This window comes from Microcystis aeruginosa FD4 (assembly GCF_009792235.1).
GTDB classification, from domain to species: domain Bacteria; phylum Cyanobacteriota; class Cyanobacteriia; order Cyanobacteriales; family Microcystaceae; genus Microcystis; species Microcystis viridis.
Genome location: NZ_CP046973.1, coordinates 2,862,039 through 2,883,101, shown reverse-complemented (window position 1 = coordinate 2,883,101; position 21,063 = coordinate 2,862,039). Strand labels below are relative to the sequence as shown.

Annotated in this window: 17 protein-coding genes and 3 pseudogenes; 11 read left to right on the top strand and 9 right to left on the bottom strand. The window is 41.1% G+C overall.

From position 1 onward, the window contains the following. Positions 1 to 15 precede the first annotated feature (15 nt). Positions 16 to 243 (bottom strand): DNA-directed RNA polymerase subunit omega, encoded by a 228-nt coding sequence (locus GQR42_RS14610; protein ID WP_002761217.1) that lies wholly within the window; start codon positions 241 to 243, stop codon positions 16 to 18. Between the two features lie 320 nt (positions 244 to 563). Between GQR42_RS14610 and psbA the strand changes: the two are divergent. The 3 genes and pseudogenes from psbA to GQR42_RS14595 all read left to right on the top strand — a co-directional run bounded on the left by psbA (position 564) and on the right by GQR42_RS14595 (position 6,199). Beyond that, a pseudogene (gene psbA / locus GQR42_RS14605) lies at positions 564 to 1,671 on the top strand (photosystem II q(b) protein). A 725-nt stretch (positions 1,672 to 2,396) separates the two neighbouring features. After that, a complete protein-coding gene (locus GQR42_RS14600; RefSeq protein ID WP_158200497.1) occupies positions 2,397 to 3,842 on the top strand; it encodes an Ig-like domain-containing protein in 1,446 nt (481 codons plus the stop codon). 119 nt (positions 3,843 to 3,961) lie between these two features. Beyond that, complete coding sequence (locus GQR42_RS14595; protein WP_158200496.1) at positions 3,962 to 6,199, top strand: FUSC family protein; 2,238 nt, start codon at positions 3,962 to 3,964, stop codon at positions 6,197 to 6,199. A gap of 3 nt (positions 6,200 to 6,202) precedes the next feature. On the opposite strand, the gene GQR42_RS14590 is transcribed toward GQR42_RS14595, so the two are convergent. The 5 genes from GQR42_RS14590 to GQR42_RS14570 all read right to left on the bottom strand — a co-directional run bounded on the left by GQR42_RS14590 (position 6,203) and on the right by GQR42_RS14570 (position 10,315). Next, positions 6,203 to 8,269 (bottom strand): AAA family ATPase, encoded by a 2,067-nt coding sequence (locus tag GQR42_RS14590; RefSeq protein WP_158202486.1) that lies wholly within the window; start codon positions 8,267 to 8,269, stop codon positions 6,203 to 6,205. 86 nt (positions 8,270 to 8,355) lie between these two features. Further along, positions 8,356 to 8,532: a hypothetical protein gene (locus GQR42_RS27820; RefSeq protein ID WP_199273191.1), complete on the bottom strand. Its 177-nt coding sequence runs from the start codon at positions 8,530 to 8,532 to the stop codon at positions 8,356 to 8,358. Between the two features lie 101 nt (positions 8,533 to 8,633). Continuing rightward, the gene (gene leuD, locus GQR42_RS14585) at positions 8,634 to 9,224 is read right to left on the bottom strand and encodes a 3-isopropylmalate dehydratase small subunit (RefSeq protein WP_158200495.1); all 591 of its coding nucleotides are present in this window, start codon (positions 9,222 to 9,224) and stop codon (positions 8,634 to 8,636) included. A gap of 113 nt (positions 9,225 to 9,337) precedes the next feature. Further along, on the bottom strand, positions 9,338 to 9,889 hold the full coding sequence (gene cobU, locus GQR42_RS14575) for a bifunctional adenosylcobinamide kinase/adenosylcobinamide-phosphate guanylyltransferase (protein ID WP_158202485.1): 552 nt from the start codon (positions 9,887 to 9,889) through the stop codon (positions 9,338 to 9,340). 48 nt (positions 9,890 to 9,937) lie between these two features. After that, positions 9,938 to 10,315, bottom strand: a complete 378-nt coding sequence (locus GQR42_RS14570) for a phosphomannose isomerase type II C-terminal cupin domain (RefSeq protein ID WP_158200494.1) — start codon at positions 10,313 to 10,315, stop codon at positions 9,938 to 9,940. A 19-nt stretch (positions 10,316 to 10,334) separates the two neighbouring features. Between GQR42_RS14570 and GQR42_RS30030 the strand changes: the two are divergent. The 6 genes and pseudogenes from GQR42_RS30030 to GQR42_RS28835 form a co-directional block, all read left to right on the top strand. Continuing rightward, positions 10,335 to 10,555, top strand: a pseudogene (locus tag GQR42_RS30030) (hypothetical protein); the annotation flags it as partial. 384 nt (positions 10,556 to 10,939) lie between these two features. Next, complete coding sequence (locus GQR42_RS14560; protein WP_158202484.1) at positions 10,940 to 11,533, top strand: IS607 family transposase; 594 nt, start codon at positions 10,940 to 10,942, stop codon at positions 11,531 to 11,533. Then, on the top strand, positions 11,505 to 12,743 hold the full coding sequence (locus tag GQR42_RS14555; protein ID WP_158202461.1) for an RNA-guided endonuclease InsQ/TnpB family protein: 1,239 nt from the start codon (positions 11,505 to 11,507) through the stop codon (positions 12,741 to 12,743). Before GQR42_RS14560 ends, GQR42_RS14555 begins: the two co-directional genes overlap by 29 nt. A gap of 295 nt (positions 12,744 to 13,038) precedes the next feature. Next, positions 13,039 to 14,547 (top strand): IS5 family transposase, encoded by a 1,509-nt coding sequence (locus GQR42_RS14550; protein ID WP_158200493.1) that lies wholly within the window; start codon positions 13,039 to 13,041, stop codon positions 14,545 to 14,547. Between the two features lie 123 nt (positions 14,548 to 14,670). Next, on the top strand, positions 14,671 to 14,898 hold the full coding sequence (locus GQR42_RS14545) for a hypothetical protein (RefSeq protein WP_158202483.1): 228 nt from the start codon (positions 14,671 to 14,673) through the stop codon (positions 14,896 to 14,898). Then, a complete protein-coding gene (locus tag GQR42_RS28835) occupies positions 14,895 to 15,170 on the top strand; it encodes a ParE family toxin-like protein (RefSeq protein WP_046660479.1) in 276 nt (91 codons plus the stop codon). The genes GQR42_RS14545 and GQR42_RS28835 overlap by 4 nt, the downstream gene beginning before the upstream one ends. Before the next feature lie 85 nt (positions 15,171 to 15,255). Here the strand turns inward: GQR42_RS28835 and dusB are convergent, their stop codons facing one another. Continuing rightward, positions 15,256 to 16,263 carry a tRNA dihydrouridine synthase DusB gene (gene dusB / locus GQR42_RS14535; protein ID WP_158200492.1) on the bottom strand — a complete coding sequence of 336 codons (1,008 nt, stop codon included), beginning with the start codon at positions 16,261 to 16,263 and terminating at the stop codon, positions 15,256 to 15,258. A 199-nt stretch (positions 16,264 to 16,462) separates the two neighbouring features. On the opposite strand from dusB, the gene GQR42_RS14530 reads away from it, so the two are divergent. Continuing rightward, positions 16,463 to 18,037 carry a glucose-6-phosphate isomerase gene (locus GQR42_RS14530; RefSeq protein ID WP_158200491.1) on the top strand — a complete coding sequence of 525 codons (1,575 nt, stop codon included), beginning with the start codon at positions 16,463 to 16,465 and terminating at the stop codon, positions 18,035 to 18,037. A 284-nt stretch (positions 18,038 to 18,321) separates the two neighbouring features. Here the strand turns inward: GQR42_RS14530 and GQR42_RS14525 are convergent. Together GQR42_RS14525 and GQR42_RS14520 are read right to left on the bottom strand one after the other, a co-directional pair. Then, positions 18,322 to 19,656: pseudogene (locus GQR42_RS14525) on the bottom strand (IS4 family transposase). Between the two features lie 214 nt (positions 19,657 to 19,870). Continuing rightward, positions 19,871 to 20,083, bottom strand: coding sequence for a hypothetical protein (locus tag GQR42_RS14520; RefSeq protein WP_158200490.1), 213 nt, complete (start codon positions 20,081 to 20,083; stop codon positions 19,871 to 19,873). A gap of 31 nt (positions 20,084 to 20,114) precedes the next feature. On the opposite strand from GQR42_RS14520, the gene GQR42_RS14515 reads away from it, so the two are divergent. Continuing rightward, on the top strand, positions 20,115 to 21,047 hold the full coding sequence (locus tag GQR42_RS14515) for a DUF4351 domain-containing protein (protein WP_158200489.1): 933 nt from the start codon (positions 20,115 to 20,117) through the stop codon (positions 21,045 to 21,047). Positions 21,048 to 21,063 lie beyond the last annotated feature (16 nt).

Sequence of the window (21,063 nt, the reverse complement as noted above, 5' to 3'; positions counted from 1 at the left end):
GGCAATTTTAGGGGATTAATCGCGTAATAATTCCGGTTCGGTTAATTCGTCGGTCATTTCCATCAGGGCCCGTTGGACGGGTTTAATCATCGGGTCGTCGATATTTTCTACGGTATCGTAGCGGACGCGTTTGGCCCGTCTAGCGACTTGCACGACGATGGAGTAACGATTGCTGGCCGCATTCATCAGTTTATCGGTGAGATAAATCATCTCGGAGGAGTCGAATTTAAACCGTTTGGACATAGTTATATTTAGCCTTGTCTGGTGAATTTGGCACTTGTCACTGATTTTAGTGATAAGTTTTATTACTCAGTCCACCTTACCATATTTTGTCAACCTTAAGGATAGGGTAATCCTTGATCTTGATCGGATTTTGTCAACTACTTTTTACAAAAATTAAATCAATTTTATACAAGTTTAAAAATATACAAATAAAGAGATAAATTTTGAAATAAATAAACCCAAAAAAGGGACACAATCGCGGTGGCTGTAAATATACTTGAACATATAATGCAAACTAATCTTTGCTACATATATACCCAATTAAATGGCTGAGTTATTTTATGTCCACCACCATCAGAACTCAAGACAATCTCTCCGCTTGGGAGCGGTTTTGTCAGTGGATCACCAGCACTAATAACCGTCTCTATATAGGTTGGTTCGGTGTCATCCTGATCCCGACGATCTTAACCGCAACCATCTGCTATATTATCGCCTTTATTGCCGCTCCTCCCGTGGATATCGACGGTATTCGCGAGCCGGTTTCTGGATCCTTACTCTACGGTAATAACATCATTTCTGGTGCCGTAGTCCCTTCCTCCAATGGTATCGGTTTGCACTTCTATACCCATCTGGGAAGCGGCCAGTTTAGACGAATGGCTGTATAACGGTGGTCCCTACCAATTAGTGGTTTTCCACTTCCTCATCGGCATTTTCTGCTGGATGGGTCGTCAGTGGGAACTGAGCTACCGTTTAGGAATGCGTCCCTGGATCTGTGTTGCTTATTCGGCCCCTGTATCGGCTGCCACTGCTGTTTTTCTAATCTATCCGATCGGCCAGGGTTCTTTCTCCGATGGGATGCCTTTGGGAATCTCTGGAACCTTCAACTTTATGATCGTGTTCCAAGCAGAACATAATATCCTCATGCACCCCTTCCATATGTTGGGTGTTGCGGGTGTCTTCGGTGGTTCTCTCTTCTCAGCTATGCACGGTTCCTTGGTGACTTCCTCCCTCGTCCGGGAAACTTCCGAATCGGAATCACAAAACTACGGTTACAAATTCGGTCAAGAAGAAGAAACCTACAATATTGTCGCCGCTCACGGTTACTTTGGACGCTTAATCTTCCAATACGCTTCCTTTAACAATAGCCGCAGCCTACACTTCTTCCTCGGAGCTTGGCCGGTAGTGGGGATCTGGTTCACCGCTATGGGTATCTCAACCATGGCTTTTAATCTCAACGGTTTCAACTTTAATCAGTCGATTATTGATTCCCAGGGACGTGCGGTCGCAACGCGCTCGCTACGCGAGACCGCAACTTGGGCGGATGTGATCAACCGCGCTAACATTGGTTTTGAAGTGATGCACGAACGCAACGCTCATAACTTCCCCCTCGATTTAGCTTCCGGTGATGCTATTCCCATGGCCTTGACGGGACCGGCGATCGATGGTTAAAAATAAACAGATGCTGGATCCCCATCCAACATCCGCGTTCTAACTCTGCACACATTTTGCTAAGTCCTCATGATAAGTTAAAAAACGCTTCCTTTTTGGGGGCGTTTTTATTTATTCGATTGAAAAAACCGATGACAATCATTACTAAAGCTGATAAGAAAGTGGGGAAGTAGGGTGTGGGGAGAATAAATAAAATAATCTCCTACCTCCTACCTCCTATCTCCTGACTCCTCACTCCTAACCCAATGGTAGATGTGGGATTTTTGCAGGAGTTCTATTTTCCGACAAAGATAAGTAAAAATTATTTATTGACCGTAAAAACTTGAGAATATTTAAATTAACATTCCGCAATATTTATAAATTCTTAAGAATTAATTGAGAAAGATTATTATTTAACAACGATGTTATGCTGGTTACAGCGATTTGATAGAATTTCACAATGGGTTATTCTGTGCTTTTTTGGTCAGCAATGGTTGAAACCCTTGTCAAACCTAGAAGGTGATCCTAATTAAAACGGGTAAATCAGTCAATTTCACCCACAACGATGATCTTTTTTTTATGTAGTTTTATTGCAAAAAAAAAGTTTTTTTGACAAAAAGCCCAAAGTATGATAGGCACCCAAGGTGTTTCTGGTTGCGAGTAATTATTGTAGAGGGGGGAGATGGGAGAATAAATAAAAGCAATCTCCTGACGACCGACTACTGATAACTTATAACTGATAACTAATGAAAAGATTAGCTTGGTTCGATCGCTTAGTGTTAGCGAGTATTTTGGCTTTAATTGCCGCGATATCGTCGATTTTGATCCAGGGAAATCAAGTTCCTACCCGAGGGGAGAATTTTAGCTGGCAAGGGCGAAAAATCGGCGTTAGGGACAATTATTTTACTTTAAGTTTTAATCGACCGATTGACCGTTCAGACGTGGAAACCAGCTTGGTGATCAATCCTCCCTTGCGGAGTAAAATTAGCTGGGCTGGCGATCGCTTGACCTATACTTTGACGGAATTGCCCATCTACGGCAAAAAATATCAAGTAAAGTTACCCATTGCCCAAGGTGAGGACTTGATCGGCGAATTTTACAGCCACGATCGAGCTTTTGCCTATATTGGAGTCAACCAAGAGGAAAGAGGCCGTTTAATCGTCTGTAATATCATTCAGGGGGCAAATAACGTCACAGAACTGAAAAAAACCATCCTTACCCCTGCGGATTTGGTGGTCACGGATTTTCAAATCTATCCGACGGGGGAGAGAATTTTATTCTCGGCCTTCGATCGCTCTGACTTAGGACGAGATACCCCAAAACAGCAACTTTACACAATTACCACGGGGTTAAATCATGACGAACATGGTCAAAATTTGCCCAGTGGTCGTATAGAAAGGTTTTTAGACGCAAAAACCTATCAAAATCTTCGCTTTAATCTCTCAGATAACGGCAAAACCCTAATTGTGCAGAGAATTAATCATGGGAATCCGGGGGATGCCAGTTTATGGGTAATCAGCGATGATGGACAATCGCGACCGTTAGGAATACAAGGGGATAATTTTTTACTATCTCCCGACGGGAAAAAAGCGGTTGTCAGTCAAACGGGAGGGGTAGCGGTGATTCCTTTGGATGTCCAAGCGGGAAAACCGCAATTTTTGCCTACCTACGAGAAAATACTCGCTTTTTCCCGGGATGGTCGCCAAAAATTAATGGTGAAATCAGAACCAGATAATCAGCGATCGCTATTTTTGCTCAACGATCAGGGAGAGTCAAGACTACTATTAAGAACAGCTAATCCGATTATTAGCTGTGAATTTGAACCGCGACAAGAAAAAACCCTTTACTGTCTGAAAAGCGATCTGGTCATGGGCAGCGATGGCAAAGTGAAAGAAGAACCTTTTTTAGCGATTATTGAGCTAAAAACGGCTAAAATGATGCCCCTGCTGGCCTTACCTAATTATCGTGACGTGCAGATGAGTATGTCTCCCGATGGCGTGGCCTTATTATTTGATCAGTTAGTAACCACACCCTTTGGAGTCAGAAATGATCTAGTCACCGGGGAGGGGTCGAGCATTGCCGATGGTCGTCTTTGGTTATTACCACTCCCTGATCAATTCAGTCCCAATAGCACCCCGAAAATTTTACCTCAAGAACTCAACGCTGGTTTTAAACCCCGTTGGCTGCCCTAATAGAGCAGAATTAAGGAGTTAGGAGTCAGGAGAGAAATCTTTCCCTAATCAGGTGACTGGGAGAATGCTGACTCCCGAAAACGAAAACCTCATACCTCACCATTTAAGATAAGTGCTATATGCTACTTCAGCGATTTGGTTTTTTATTGCGTCCTAGTGGCGATATCGAGATCGAGCGGGGGATTCGGACTTTATTAGCGATCGCGGTACCGATTATTATCGGTGATATTTTAGCTCGGTCAGAATTGGGTTTAATGGTCGGTTTAGCGGCTCAAATCTTGATTTTAGCCGATGTGGGGGGACTTTACTGCCTGAGAGCGAAAACCCTAGTCGCTACGACTATCGGGATGGCTCTAGCTTTGATTATCGGCACATTAGCCAGTGCTTGGTTAGGATTGACCGTAGGGATAGTTTTTTGCGGTTTGTTTCTAGCGGGTTATTTGACGGTTTACGGGGAAAATGGGGCGTTAGCTGGGGTAGTAATCAGTTTATTGCTGCTTTTTGCTGTTTCTTTGCCATCGGGAGATATGGTCGTCGCTTTACAACGGGCCGGAATCGCTGTGTTGGGAGGGGGATGGACAATTTTTTTAGCCCTGTTTATCTGGCCTTTTCGCCCTAATCAGCCTTTACGTCAGGTAACGGCGGAAAATTTTCAGGGTATCGCCACCTATCTCCGCTCTTTGCCTTTACACTCTCGTTCTAATGCTAATGAGGAGCCATATTTTGACAAAATCCGCCAGCTGTTGCTACGTTCTAGGAAAACTGTCACCTTGACGCGTCGGGGACGTTGGGGAAAAAGTGAGCTGCGGGAATTGTTAATCGTCTTGATCGAAGATAGCGATCGCATTAATACCAGCTTAATCGCGCTGCGAGAATTGCTTCATCTTCATCCCTTGCCACAACTGACGACGGTGGGTATTTTATTAGAAGATATTCTCGTGCAAGTGGCGGAAATTAGCGAAAATATTGCCTGGTTAATTTTGGGTAGAAATAAAGAACCCGATTGTGAGCGCTTGCAGCTATTACTCAAGGCGATCGAGCAACAAAAAAACCTGCAAGCTAAAGTTTTAGAAAATGCTGGGGATGATTATAGCAGTTATGTGGCAATTTCGCAATTAAATAATCGTTTAAAAAAATTATTTAAACAGCTAAAAATAGCCAGTGAAACAGCGCAACATTTGCGGCAAAGCGAGGACTTTTCAGATAAAAAAAATCCCCGGCAGCGGAACTTTGAAGGAATAGAAAAAGAGTACGGTCAAGAAAAAGCTTGGTGGGAACCATTAAAATCTAATTTTAATCTAGAATCGCCCCTATTTCGTCATGGTTTACGCTTGGGTTTGGGAAGTGCGCTAGGAGTCTTGATTTACCATAAGCTAGGAATTACCCATAGTTTTTGGATTGGTTTAACCTTAGTTATTGTGTTAAAACCAGATTTTAGCTTGACTTTTCAACGCTTTTTTAATCGGGTGTTTGGCACGATTTTAGGCTCGTTTTTTGTTTTGGCATTGTTGCGAATTATAGATAATCCGCTCTGGTTAGAAATTATTGGGGTTATTTCTATAGCGATCGCTTTAACTTTGGTGCGATTTCACTATAGTTTAGCCGTATTTTTTATCACAATTTTTGCTTTAATTATCAGTCGTCTCGATACCAGCAATGACGGGATTAATTTAGAGTATATCAGAATAGTTTATACTTTAATCGGTAGTGCTTTAGCTTTTGTACTTTCCTTCGGTTTTTTACGGGTTAATGAAGATGAACGTTTTTCTCTCGCTGCCATTAAAGCATTAGAAGCTAATCAAATATATTTTCAGTCAGTTATGGCAGTTTATTTAGGAGAATCATCCTATCAAACTGCAAGTTTATCTTCCCATCGCAATAAAGCTCGACGAGCAAATACAACTATGCAAACAGCCCTACAAAGATTAATTGATGATCCTAGCACACCTTTTCCACAAATGGAACCAGCAATCACTTTAAGTAATTATATTCCCCGTTTTGGTCGCGGGGTGACAGTTTTATTGACGGAATTGGAACAATATCGCGGTAGTCCTCCCCATCCTAATCTCAGTCTGTTCACGCAACAAATAACCCAAGCTTTGACACAATTAACCGAAGCTTTGCAAGCAAATAATCCTCCTCTTCCCTTACCTCCCCTGGAAGACACTTTAGAAGAAGTCCTCGATCATTTGCAAGAATTGCGAGAGGAAAGGTTAGTGGAAATTGGCAATCAACAGGAGGGAACTAATCTCCAGAAATATTTAGGGGATTATAATATTGTCACCACGGAACTTGTGGAATTATCCAGTCGTGTTGGGGTAATGAACACAGCAATCGATCGTTTTATTAGAAGTTAAAATTTAGAATCGATTAACTTCGATAATTTCCGTATATTCAAAATTATTAGGACTGCGTTTCACCAGAGAATAATCAACACCATGAAGATTAATTAAATCCTCTTGACAATCCGCTTTCGGAGAATTATAAACTAACACATATTCTTTGCCAATATAGGGAGAAATCTCGGTTTCTACTTCTCCTCTCCATTGAGTTTTTGTCACTAAAACAATTAACTGATTGGCTAATTTAGGAATAGCGATCGCCACTTGCCGACGATAGATATGATCGAGACTACCAAAAGGGGAATCCATCACCAGAGGAAAAGTGCTGCTATCAATTCCCATCAAAGTATTTTTCTGACGACCTTCGCGCACTCGATCGATAATTCCCCCGATAAAAGATAAACTGAGAATCTGATTTTCTCCAGTGGAAGCTGCCACGGGAATGGCAAATCCTGTGGTATTTTCTAATAATCTTACCTCGTAATCGGGACTAATACGGGGAATATAGGGAGTAAAAGAAATTGAGCTAAAGATTTCCTGTACCCGTTTTTCTAAGGACAAACGAAACTGATTTTCTAATCTCTGTCTTACCTCACTAATGCGATTAATTGCCTCTTGAGTCGCTAAAATACGTCGTTGTCCTAAATTATATTTTTCCTCTTTTTGTTGCTGTTTTTGTACCTGTTTTTGCAGGTATTCTAACTCTTTTTCATAGATATCTAGTTGATTTTTATTGCTGCCCTGTTCCAAGCGTAAATCTTTTAGGGAATCCTCGATCGCATCTAAGCGAGATTGCAGATTTTTAATATCTTCATCGGGATAATGGCGAAATTTATCCCGCACTTCATCTAATTCTGATTCTACTAAAGATAATTCTAAGCGCCATTGGTGAATATTAGCTTGATAATTATCCACTTCTTGCCAAAAATCTAAGACTTTTTTATCCATTTCTTTGACTGTGGAAGATAAGCGAATAGCTGCTTCTTCCACATCGGCCATCCCTGCTTTATTCATCCAATTTTGTACCTGTAAATAAGCTTGGCTATTCTCCTGTAATTCCTGGCCACAAATACATTTTTTCCGCTCTAATAGTTGTTGGACAAATTGCTTTTTAATCCCACTGGGTAATTCCCCTTGTTGTCGTAGGCGATCGATTAATTGCTGAAAATTTTGATTAATTTCTTTTAAAAAGACTTGATAAGCTTGCTGGGAAATTAATTTCTTTAACTTATCCTTAGTTCTGACTAAATCTTGCCGCAGATTTCTTTCCTGTTGTTCTAATTTTTCTTTTAACTGTTTTAATTCTTCGGCACCACTTAACTCTAATAAGCGATTAGTCACGGCTTTTTTTAATTCTTCTTGCTGGGATAACTGGGTAATAATATCCTGCTGACGCTGGGTTAACTTCTCTAAATCCTGCTCAATTTTACTTTCCTGTTTTAATAACTTTTTTAAATCCGATTCCCCTAAATCTTTAAGCTCATCTTGTAAAGATTTTCTAGCTTTTTTTAAATGCTCGATCGCTCGATCTAATACTTTAACTCCCAATAATTCCTTTGTATCTTCTGCGATTTTACCTTGGCTACTACTGCGAAATTGATGATCGATATATTCCCCGTCAAAAAAGAAATAACGGTGTAAACTTTCGGGTAAAATTTGATTAATAATATCCTCCGGGGGTTGATGGGGTGCGTACCAATTGCCATCATCACCAGCGTAGAGCATATATAAACTATTTTGACCGTATTGAATTTTACTATTTACATCTTGGTAGGCGAAAAATTTTCGTTTTACCTGATAGCGTTTATTTTCATGTTCAAAGTTCACTTCTGCGGAACATTCTATGGAGGTTCCCGTGGTTACTTCTGTAATTGCCCGTTTATTAACTAATAACTCTGGTTCGGCAAAAGCTGCTGTAAATTTTTCATAAAGCACCCAAGTACAAGCATTTAAAATGGTTGTTTTTCCTGCCCCATTATTGCCATAAATTACCGTTGTATTGCGAGAACTTGCCGCTAAATGTATCTCAGGAGTCTTACCATAAAATTGTCGAAAATTACATAACTTTATTGATAGTAGTTTCATATTTATATAGAGGGGATGATGGGGAAGTTTTTTCAGTGAACAGTAAACAGTAAACAGTGAACCGATAACTGATAACTGATAGCTAATCATTGAATTACTTCTTTAATAATTGTTAAAACATCATCATTGATATTGCGAGGATTGCGCTGGTATAACTTATCTCTCTCCAATTTTAAAACGCGATCGATGATTTTTCGCACATCTTCGGGAGCATTTAAAATCGGTTCTTGGATATTTTGGAGATTATGATCAGGATTAGTCATAGGGCAGATTTTTTAATATTTACAGCTGCTGCATCTCAAACAAAATCCCTGCCGGGGTACGTTAATCTGTTACTAACGCACCCTCAGCCTAGATTGTTTCTCTAAACGAAACTTAAATAGGGTAACTTTTGTGCGGTAGATTGAATTAGATCGAGATTTTGTAAAAGCTGTCCGCAGGTATCCCAACCCCCTTCTATTAACATCTGTCGGGAACCTTCATTCATAGAGACGGTAGCGACAAAATCCCCCCATTCCACCGTCATAGTCCTCAAAGAAAGATCGACGGGAATTTCGGGATTAGCTGCAATTAAATCCTGTAAATGCGCGATGGTTTTAGCCTCAGCAGTGACACAGGGAACCCCATTAGCGATACAATTGCCAAAAAATATTTCGGCGAAACTTTCCCCGATAATTGCTTGAATTCCCCAACGTAAAATCGCTTGCGGTGCGTGTTCCCGAGAAGAGCCACAACCAAAATTACCATTAACTACCAAAATTTTCGCTCCTTGGTACTGGGGTAGATCGAAAGGATGACTTCCCTGTAGAGCGGCTCGATCATCGGCGAACACTTGTTCTCCTAAACCTTCAAAGGTGATACAACGCAAAAAACGAGCCGGAATAATGCGATCGGTGTCAATATCGTTGCCTCGCAAGGGTAAAGCTCGTCCGGAGATGGTTTTAACTTGACTCATGATCTTTTTCTAACTTTTACTAGCAGTGACAAAAAAAGTGGTTGCATCTTGCCATACCCCCTGATCGGTGGCATTTTTCTCGATTTCTCGGCGATAATCGTTGCTCATCTTCTCTACTGCCCAATTATCGACAAAGACTGACCCAATTGACTTAAATTAAGAGCATGGCCGCCGGTAACTAGATAAACCGCGTCTGCTATTGTGCCAATTCTACGACAGAGATCGCCTAAACGATCGCGAAACAGACGACCGAGGGGATAAGCGGGAACCACACCCCAACCAGTTTCTTCCGCTACCAGAATAACATCAACCGCCGCATTTTTGAGGGAATGCAAGAATCGATCGCGGATTTCTAACCATTCGGCTGCCGACATTTCTAAACAATTGGCTACCCAAGTACCGAGGGAATCGATCAATAAACAGTGAGAAAATGGGCTATTATCAATAGTTTCGCTTAATTGTCGGGGAATTTCTTGGGTTTGCCATTGGGGGGAACGTCGCTGCCGGTGTCTTTCAATGCGATCGCACCATTCTTGATCTTTTTCATCCACCGAGGAGGTGGCGATATAAATAACGGGTTTTTGGCTGATTTTGGCTAAATATTCGGCCCATTCACTTTTCCCAGAACGGGCAGCCCCTGTCACCAGGATAATTTTTTCATCCACGATCGAGATTTTGGCAAACAACTAAAGTATATAGGGGAGAAAACTGTCCTATTCTCGATCATCAAAACGGTGAATATCATCATCGCCTAAATATTCGCCATTTTGCACCTCGATCATCACCAAAGGAATAGAACCGGGGTTTTCCACCCGATGACGGGTATTCATGGGAACATAGGTAGATTCTTTTTGTTTGAGGAGAGTTTCTTTTTCATCACAGATTACCCGCGCTGTACCGGAGACGACAATCCAGTGTTCACTGCGATGGTAGTGCATTTGGGTACTCATGTGATGACCGGGTTTAATGACAATGCGATTGATGCGATACCGGGGACCTTCCTCCAATACCGTCACCGTTCCCCAAGGGGGAGTCCGCGTCATTTCTATTTCTTGGGGAGAAGGGGAGGGATCATTAATTAAGTCATCCATGGCCGTGGTCTCCAACTGTTGGGAGTCATATAAGACAGTAATTTCGAGTCAACGTCATCGAGCGGTCGGTCAAGAAACTGGTCAAACTAATCCTATTGAAAGATTAAATAATACCGTTCGTCAACGGATTTCTCGGTTGGTTCTAAAAAAATGGAAAATCACATTAGGGCTGTTTGGTACTTTAGACCTCTTGTAAAAATGGCTCTTCGTTACTTGGTATGGTTCGATAGGGGGGCATAAATCGACTAAATCCTTATTTGGCAAGAGATTTAATTGATTAGTTAGCTCTAGATCAAAAATAATTGACAAAAATCGCCAAATATCTTTCTCTATAAGGGTTTCATCTCTTGTAATCCTGTCCTTTGCATAAGACAAACCGAAGAACCGTAAAAATCAAAAATTGTTGTTAGGGTTGGGAGTCATTAGCGAGTAGTCAGTAGTCAGGAGAATTAATACCAAATTTCTAAATCCATGACAGACATCCACGCTCGAATGCTTGCCAAGCCTGCATTCGTTGTGACGCGAATAAAGAAAAATGGTATTGTAAAGTTTTGTAAAAAAATATATGCAAATGACTGCAAACAACTGCTACTATGGTTAGTACAAGTTTACATTGCAGTTCACATGAAACTATCAGATTATGCTAAGAAGAAAGGGATCAGTTATGACACTGCTTGGAGAATGTGGAATCGAGGGCAGTTACAAGGAGAACGTCTTCCTACAGGAACAATTATTATTTTTGAAGATGACCGTTCTTGCGGTGAAAATAAAGTAGCTATTTATGCGCGAGTTTCTAGTTCAGAAAATAAATCTAACTTAGAGACTCAGGCAAAAAGATTGGAAGCTTATTGTAGGGCGAAAGGCTATCAAATTGTTCGAGTAGTTAAAGAAGTAGGAAGTGGAGTCAATGAGCATCGAAAGCTATTATTAAAACTTCTAGAACAAACTGATTATAATTTGATTGTCGTAGAACATAAAGATCGTTTAAGCAGAGTAGGGTTTAATTATCTGAAAGTTTTTTTAACTCAAACAAATAGAGAGCTAGAGGTCGTTAATCTAGCAGAAGAAAGAAAAGACGATTTAAGGCAAGACTTCGTGAGCATAATTACCTCATTTTGCGCTCGATTATACTCATTAAGACGACGAAATAGAAAGACAGAATGTTTAATTAAATGCCTTGAGGAGAATGATGAAATTAGTTCAAAAACATCTAATTAAATTTAATCACAAAAATTATTCAGTAATTGATAAATTAGGATTTTTATCGAAGAATCTGTATAATTGTGCTGTTTATTTAAACCGTCAAGTTTTCTTTTCACATCAACCATTTTTAACAATGACTGAGTTACATCATGCCTTAAAAATGAGTCCAGATTATCAAGCCTTACCCGCCAAAGTAAGTCAGTTAGTATTAAAGCAAGTAGAAAAAACCTTTAAATCCTACCAAAAAGCGAAAGAACAATACAAAAAATCGCCAGATAAATTTACAGGAGAGCCTAAGTTGCCAAGATACAAAGACAAGGAAAAAGGTAGAAACGTTTTAACTTATAACTATCAAGCCATTTCTCAAAAAGCGTTGAAGCAAGGTTTAATCAAGCTATCAGGGACTAATTTAGAATTTAAAACTAATTTAAAGGAAGTCTTAGAGGTCAGGATTATTCCTAAATTGGGTGCTTATTGTTTAGAGATTGTCTATGAACAACCCTCCTCATCAAGTCAAGAGGGAGAAAGATATGCTTTTATCGATTTAGGCTTAAATAACCTAGCTGCTGTTACCTCTAATATTCCCGAATTTCCGCCAACTTTAGTATGTGGAAAAGCCTTAAAATCCTGCAATCAAAAGTACAACAAGACACTAGCTAAACTCAAATCGGAATTACCCAGTCTACAGAAGACCAGTAAAAGAATACAAGGTTTAACTTTAAAGCGTAATTGCCAGGTGGATTATTACCTCCACACCGCTAGTAAATATATTATTGATCAATTACTAGCTCATCAAATTAACCTTTTAGTTATTGGTCATAATCAAGGCGGTCAACAAAACCTTAATATTGGAGATAGAAATAACCAGTCATTCGTAAATATTCCTCATTCAAGGTTTATCGAACAACTTACCTATAAAGCAAATTTAGTAGGAATAGAGGTCAAAACAACTAATGAAAGCTATACCTCTAAATGTAGTTTCTTGGACTTAGAGTCTATTCAAAAGCAAAAAAGCTATTTAGGCAAGAGAATTAAAAGAGGACTATTCAGAAGCTCGTCGGGTTATTTCTATGGAGCAGATATTAATGGTTCCTTAAATATTGGAAGAAAGGTAGTCGGAGAGGCCGCCTTTAGCGGGAATCCGATAGAGAGGTTCGTAGTTAACCCAGTACGGGTCAAAGCGTACAAAGCTAATTCTAGATGCAATATTTGCGGACAGAATTAGTAACTATAAGAATGAATAATAATCAGTTAAATGGTCTATTTTTGGTGCTGCAACCTTGGGAAAAGCTGATGTTATTTCGGCTGATTGTCAGGAATGCACAAAACGGGGTGATATGCGGAAACTTTCGGCATATCCTTACTCTGGTTATTCGGAAAGTTTCTGTATAATTAGGGTCTGCTGAAAGAAGCTGTAACCTTTATCGGAAAAGGCTTTTAGCTTGATTGAGAGTCGCTCAGGTGCCCCTGAATCCGCGCTTAATCGCTTCAAACCCTTGCACTTTCCTTGGCTAGTACAAATGTACCGCAGAGTCGAGCTACCCCCAACCTCACCAGAAAACTTCGAGTTTCCCTCGCAGGGGAAATTATCCCCAGACAATCGTTGGGTTATCATGGCCAATCTAATTCCTTGGTCAGAATTTGAAGAAGAATATGCCCAAAACTTCTCAGAAGAAATGGGTGCACCAGCCAAAACCTTTCGGATGGCATTAGGAGCATTAATCATTAAAGAGAAGTTGGGAACAAGTGATAGGGAAACCGTCGAACAAATTAGAGAGAACCCTTATCTACAATACTTTTTAGGGCTATCGGCTTACAGCAATGAAGCTCCCTTTGAAGCCTCAATGTTAGTCTATTTTCGAGAAAGAATCGGGTCTAATTTAGTCAACCAAGTCAACAAAAAAATGGTCATCAACCAGGGAGGATTAACCGGCTTTCACCGGGGAGAAAAAAAGCCCGAAAAAGAAGAAAAGGGAGAAGAAAAAAATGAGCCAAAAAATCAAGGAAAATTAATTGTAGATGCCACCTGTGCGCCGGCTGACATTAGGTATCCCAATGACTTAGGAATATTAAATCAAGCCAGAGAACAAACCGAAGAAATTATCGACTCCCTCTACGAACCCATCAAAGACAAATTCCCGAAAAAACCGAAAACTTACCGAGAAAAAGCGAGGAAAGCCTACTTAGAAGTGGCCAAAAGACGCAGTCCATCTCAAAAACAACGGAGAAAAGCTATTAAAAAACAACTCCAATATATCAAAAGAAACTTAGCTCATATTGAGCAGTTAATGGCGGTCGGAGCCTCACTTTCTTGGCTGAGTAAAAGGCAGTATAAAATGATGCTAGTCGTGACGGAAGTTTACCGTCAACAGTTATGGATGTGGTCAAATAGAAAACAGAGTATTGAGAACAGAATCGTCAGTTTAACCCAACCTCATGTACGTCCTATTGTCAGAGGAAAAGCTGGAAAACCAGTGGAATTCGGCGCTAAACTGTCAGCAAGCTGTTACAATGGCTATGTATTTTTAGACCGTCTAAGTTGGGATAATTTCAATGAATCTGGGGACTTGAAAGAACAAATAGCAGAATTTAAGCGTTATACGGGCTTTTATCCTGAATCAGTTCATGTAGACAAAATTTATCGGACACGGGAGAATCGAGCCTATTGTCGAGAAAGAGGTATTAGAATGAGTGGACCTCCTTTAGGAAGACCGCCAGCAAATATTAGTAAAGAAAAGAAAAAACAAGCTCTTGAAGATGAAAGAATTCTTAATGCTATTGAAGGGAAATTTGGACAAGCTAAAAGAAGATTTAGCCTCAATCGCGTGATGGCAAAACTTCCCTCAACATCGGAAACAGCCATTGCTATTACTTTTTTAGTTATCAATCTTTCCACCCTGCTTCGGCAGGTTTTTTGGGCTTTTTTATGTCTGAAATGGAAAAACAGCACTTTTTCTCGGTCAATAATTACAATAAGTTATAACTTAGAGATTAATCAACAACTAAAGCTTATGCTTGTAGCTAAGTGAAATCATTGATTAAGAGACCTGTACTTTTCAATAACTTTTTGCCGCAAACCCTAATTAATAGTTGAATTGCAAGAGTAGAAAAAGTAGTAAAATAGTCCAATGCGCGTAAAACATCAACAAAACATGACTACTCTGTTGCAAAAAGCATTCACAGAAATCCAGAAACTGCCAGAGCATCTTCAAGATGAACTTGCTCAACAATTGCTGGAAGACATTGAAAGTGAATTAAAATGGCAGCAAAGCCTTGCCAACGAGGATCTGGAATTGGGAGCTTTAATAACAATGGCACAGGAAGCCCTTATAGAAGAACAAGAGGGGAGAACAGAAGATAAAGGCTTTGGGGAAGAATAAAGTCAGCCAGAACCAAGAGGTTTCGTCAACTTTTTCTAAGTTTGCCGCAAAGGGTACAAGAAACAGCCAAGAAAAATTACGAGATTTGGAAAGAAAATCCATTTCACCCCAGCCTAGAGTTCAAAGAGGTGAAACCAAGAGAAAAAATCTGGTCAGTCAGAGTCGGCATTGGATGGCGAGCATTAGGGATTAAAAAGTCAGATGAAGAAAAGATAGTTTGGTTCTGGGTTGGGTCGCACTCCGAGTATGACAAGATTCTAGGTAAGAATTAGGAGCGATCTAACCAATCACTGCACCCGACCGAGAGTTAGACTAATAATATTATTCAAGGTTGATGATAGCGGGTCAGTGCGATCGTTATCTGTCAATATTCTCCTTTTCAAGGTTTAATTGGGCAATAACTCTATCAATTAAATCACAGCCTTCCCCTACCGATTCAATCCGCGAAAACCGATCGCGCCAAACCGCCGCACCAGTAAAATTCTGACAATACCAAGCCAAATGTTTCCGCGCCTGCCAGATACCGCGTTGTCCCTTATATAGCCATAGCCCCTGTAAATGCTCTTTAGCTAGGCTTAACAGGTCAATAGAGGTGTGTTTCGGCAACTTTTTGCCTGTTTTGAGGTAATAATCGATTTCCCCCACCAAATAGGGATAACCGAGGGTTCCCCGCGAACACATCACCCCATCGGCCCGGGTAAATTCCAAACAATTAATCGCCGCTTCCACAGAAACAATATCGCCATTAGCGATGACAGGAATCGATAAAACCTCCTTCACCCGTTTAATCCATTGCCAATCGGCTGGCCCGTGATAACCCTGTTCCCTAGTGCGTGCGTGCAGGGTCAACATTTGCGCTCCCGCATCTTCCAAACGACGGGCAAAATCGATAATATTAATCTCCTGAGCGTTCCATCCTAAGCGAGTTTTCACCGTTACCGGCACCGATACCGCTCTCACCACTTCCCTAACAATTTGCTCGGCAATTTCTGGCTGTCGTAAAAGTGAAGAACCACCGCCTTTTTTAGTAATTTTATTAACAGGACAACCCATATTAATATCGATGGTCATTGCTCCTTCCTTAACCGCTTTTTCCGCCGCCACAGCCATAAAATCGGGACGGCAATCAAATAATTGCATACTAATTGGTTGTTCTTTGTCCCCGATAACCATTAATTGCGGTAACTCTCGCAGCTGGGAGATTTCTGTCGCATTAACCATCTCCGTATAGAGCATCGAATCGGGAGCAAAGCGTCTCACCAAGCGCCGAAAAACTAAATCGGTGACACCGGATAAAGGTGATTGCAAGACGCGGCTATGTACTTCTAAATTACCGATTTTGAGAGGGGATGAGTAAATAGCCATAGGACCGGTTAAAAAATCAACAGCCAACACCAGCAAACCGAACAATTAGGGGATAGTTCCGTCACTGTTAACATTTTGCCAACCCCTAATATATGCTTAACCGTCATCTTCTAGTCTAAAACTACCTGTATGATGATTGGAGAGGATAGAATCTTATCTCTCCTAAACGAGTAATTAAACAAAAATTTCGCTTTTTTTTATGGATAATCTGCAACTCTGGCAACGTTACCAAGATTGGTTATACTATCACCCTAACCTAGAACTTTATCTCGATGTCAGTCGGATTCCCTTCGATGAGGCTTTTCTCAAAGGTCTAGAAGCAAAATTTGAGCGCGCTTTCCAAGATATGACAGCTTTAGAACAGGGTGCGATCGCCAATCCCGACGAACAGCGTATGGTCGGCCACTACTGGCTGCGCGCTCCTGAACTCGCTCCTAACCAGGAATTGCAGGCCGAAATCACCGAACCCATAGCACAGATTAAAGAATTTGTCAAGAAAATTCACTCCGGAGCAATTAAACCGCCTGATCAAGAAAAATTTAGCCATATTCTCTGTGTAGGCATCGGGGGGTCTGCTTTGGGTCCCCAATTCGTCGGTTCGGCTCTAGCGCCCGATTTTCCCCCCTTAGAGATTGCTTTTATTGATAATACCGACCCCAAAGGCATCGATCGCACCCTAGCCCATTTACCCCTAGCTACCACCCTCGTTATCGTCACCAGTAAATCCGGCGGCACTCCCGAAGCGAGAAACGGAATGTTAGAAGTCCGCAACGCTTACGAACAACAAGATTTAGACTTTCCGCAACACGCGGTCGCCGTCACCATGCCTGGTAGCCAACTGGACAAATACGCTCAAGATTGGCTAACTCGTTTCCCCATGCAGGATTGGGTCGGTGGTCGTACATCAGAACTATCCGCCGTCGGTCTTCTCCCGGCCGCTTTGCAGGGTATCGACATTGATGAAATGTTAGCCGGGGCCAAAGAAATGGACATCGCCACCCGCATCCATAACCTGAAAAAAAATCCTAGCGCCCTACTAGCCCTAGCTTGGTATCATGAGGGCAACGGCAAGGGAGAGAAAGATATGGTGATTCTGCCCTACAAAGACAGTCTCTATCTCTTTAGCCGCTATCTGCAACAACTGGTAATGGAGTCCCTCGGTAAAGAAAAAGACCTCGATGGTAAGACGGTGTACCAAGGTATCGCCGTCTATGGTAACAAAGGTTCCACCGACCAACACGCCTACGTCCAACAATTACGCGAAGGTGTTCCCAATTTCTTCGCTACTTTTATTGAAGTGTTAAAAGACCGGCAAGGAGATTCCATCGAAGTGGAAACCGGCTCCACTGCTGGCGATTTCCTCTCAGGATTACTGCAAGGTACTCGACAAGCTTTATACGAAAATAGTCGCCACTCTATCACTATCACGATCCCAGAGGTTACTCCTCGTCAGGTGGGGGCCTTAATCGCCCTCTACGAACGGGCCGTTAGTTTCTATGCTAGTTTAGTTAACATTAACGCCTACCATCAACCCGGGGTAGAAGCGGGGAAAAAAGCCGCCGCTTCCATTCTGGATTTACAAAGAAAAATCGTGCAAGTTGTTCGGGAAACGGGGACTTCTCTTGACCTAGCCACTCTAGCAGCCAAAATCGGCGCTAGTGACCAAGTTGAAGCTATCTATAAAATTGTCCGTCATCTCAACGCTAATCGGCGCAGTTTAACTATTACCGGCGATTTAAGCAAACCGGAAACGATCCAAATCTCTACCCGCTAATCAGTTATCAGTTATCAGTTATCAGATGTAAGTTTTAAGTTAATTAGTTAGTTAGTTGGCTCTCCTCGACTTTGTGTGATAATCAGTGCTGATCATTCGTAGGAGTCTTGCCAGACAAGGCTTTAAAGACTATATTTCCCGAAAATTATCGGCTGCATCTCCTATATGTGACTTTCCCTCACCTATTGGTGAGCAGCAGCAGTTATTCAAAGAGGGCGAAGGCAATTCGCCCCTACAATAATATGATTGCGCCAATGGTAGGGGCGCACCGCGTGCCATTGGTGTCAACTTAAGGGAAGAGGTTCCCATATTTGTCGATGGAGAGCCTCTTTCTCTCGATGTCGCTGACGTTCAGCTTTAATCAGTCCAAAAAGTTGAGCGCGTTCGGCTAAATAGCTTATTACATCTGGGTTTTCGCCCCGAAAGAAAGCCTTCGCTACATAGTAAAGGCTTCTAAAAACCATCTCGACAGAAATTTTTTCTTGCGGCTGATGGAGAGCTACAGCCACATCTTGAACTATCTGAGTGAGAACAGTATAGAAAATCAAGGTAGTGAGAATTTGGATTTGTACGCCGTTAGTGTGTCCAACCCATAAATAGGCCAGTCCTAAGAGTCGCTTAGTTAAGAGAAAAGCTTCTTCTATCTGCCATCTTCTTCTATACAAATCACCAACTTCCTCAGCAGATAGTTGTTCAGAATCAAGCACATTTTTCAAATAATCATACCAAGTATTTCCCCAAAGAACTGAGACTAATCTGACGGTCGAATGGCAAGGATTAGGGCGATACTGACCGAGGGTAATAATCTCATCTCGGTAAAGTTTTCCTGCGGACAAAACTTGCTTTATTTGGTAAGATGTTTTCCCCCTCATGCGGGTAAGAAAATATTTTCCTTCCTTAGTAAATTGGTCAAACCACGGAAAACTAAAAAAGCCTAGGTCAACGACTAGCAAGCCTGATGTAGGTAGCTCATTTATTAATTGTTCTGCCCATACTTTATCGTTACATCTCTCATTTTTCTGATACCATCCTGTCACAGGTACTTGCGTAAATGCCTCAACAATCATCATTATTCTTCCAGCCAATTTCCCAGATTCTTTCTCGGAAGCTTTCAGCTTTTTCCTCAGCTGCTCTAGGGTTGAGCCATCGGCTATCCAAATAACACTGAATTTTTATCTCACCTTTTGCCATTTCTCAGCTAGGCTAATTTTCCCTGACATTTCTTTTCTTTTTTCTCAAATATTTCTCAGCAGCAATACCAAGATTTCCTTAGGTAAGCTCATCAATCTTTTGGATACAGCTTGCTTACTTACTTTTAGAGGTTCTACCCAGAGTAATCCTTCCTCTTTTAAGACTCTTACAGCTTCACTTAATCCCGCTATCTGGCGATAGACTAAGCTTACCAATAAGGCGACCACCACGGGTAAGGTTAATAATCTATCTCTCATGATTTTTTCATGATTTCCTCGCATATATTTTAGCGGCGTAAATAATCTTGGCTCTAGGTATTTTTTAAGTTCTTCTATTACTTGTGGGATTTCTGGGCTTGGGCATTGATGTGGTCGCCGCAAATCTGGATTCCCCTGTTTTCTCGGTCGTTGCTTAGAGCGCTTTTTCACTGACCCACCTCTGACTTCTCCGCCTTATTTTACCATTTTTTACTGCCTTCCTCTTGGATAATCAGCTACTTTTTATAATTAAGCTTCTTGCTTAAGTTGACACCAATGACCGCGTGCGCCCAAAATCTCCTCTAGATATTTCGACAAAATTGAGATGCACCCAAATTATCCCTATTCTTCTTCCTTCCACACAAAAACCAGAAGAGCCAATACTTTAACTGCCTAGTTTTGATGTTAGCGATCGCATCTTCGCCATGACAAGGGGTAAGATTGCTTTGGGGGGGTTTTTAGTGGAAAAAGAAGGGTTAACGCGGAAAGCATCCCCCTCTTTTCGTAGTTCCCCCTCTCCTCGTAGGTTAGGGGGTAAGGTCATAACAATCCGTTGCCAAAACCGACTTTTCAGAATATAATACAGAAGAGTAGTCATTCATCGCTCCGATTAGTTAAGATGATATTACATGACTAATAATATTGACCATGATCGCTTATTTAAGGAGTTAATTTCCACCTTTTTTGTTGAATTTATCGAGTTATTTTTTCCTGAATTGATGGATTATTTAGATAGGGACTCGATTACTTTTTTAGACAAAGAAGTATTTACCGATGTCACGGAAGGAGAAAGACATGAAAGCGATTTAGTCGCACAAGTTAGGTTTCGCGGAAAAGAATCTTTCTTTCTGATTCATGTAGAGGCACAGGAAAGTTCCCGAAAGTGGTTTAATCGGCGAATGTTTACTTATTTTGCTCGCTTTCATGAGAAATTTGTCTTACCGATTTATCCGATTGTAATTTTTTCTTATTCAAAGCCAAAAAGAGAAGCGATTAGTCAGTATGTGGTCGATTTTCCTGATTTTAAGGTCTTAGAATTTAACTATCAAGTAGTGCAATTAAATCGATTAAATTGGCGAGATTTTCTCAATCAGACGAATCCGGTTGCTTCAGCTTTGATGGCCAAGATGAACATTGCCGAGAAAGAGCGAGCCAAAGTTAAGGCGGAATGTCTGCGCTTGTTAATTACTTTAAGGTTAGATGCGGCGAGAATGCAATTAATTTCCGGATTTATTGATACATATCTCAATCTAAATCCAGTGGAAGAGATACAATTTCAAGAAGAGATTAGCACATTTAGTCAACCCGTACAGGAGGGAGTTATGCAAATTACCACCAGTTGGATGCGTCAAGGTATCGAACAAGGTATTGAACGCGGTATCGAACGGGAAAAAACATTGATTCTTCGTCAAATTAACCGAAAGTTAGGGGAGATTAATCCTTCATTGGAAACTAAAATTATGGAGTTAAGTATTGATGATGTCGAAGTATTAGCAGAAGCTTTATTCGATTTCTCTACGGTTGAAGATTTAATCAATTGGTTAAATACTTTAACTGCCTAGTTTTGACGTTAGTGAT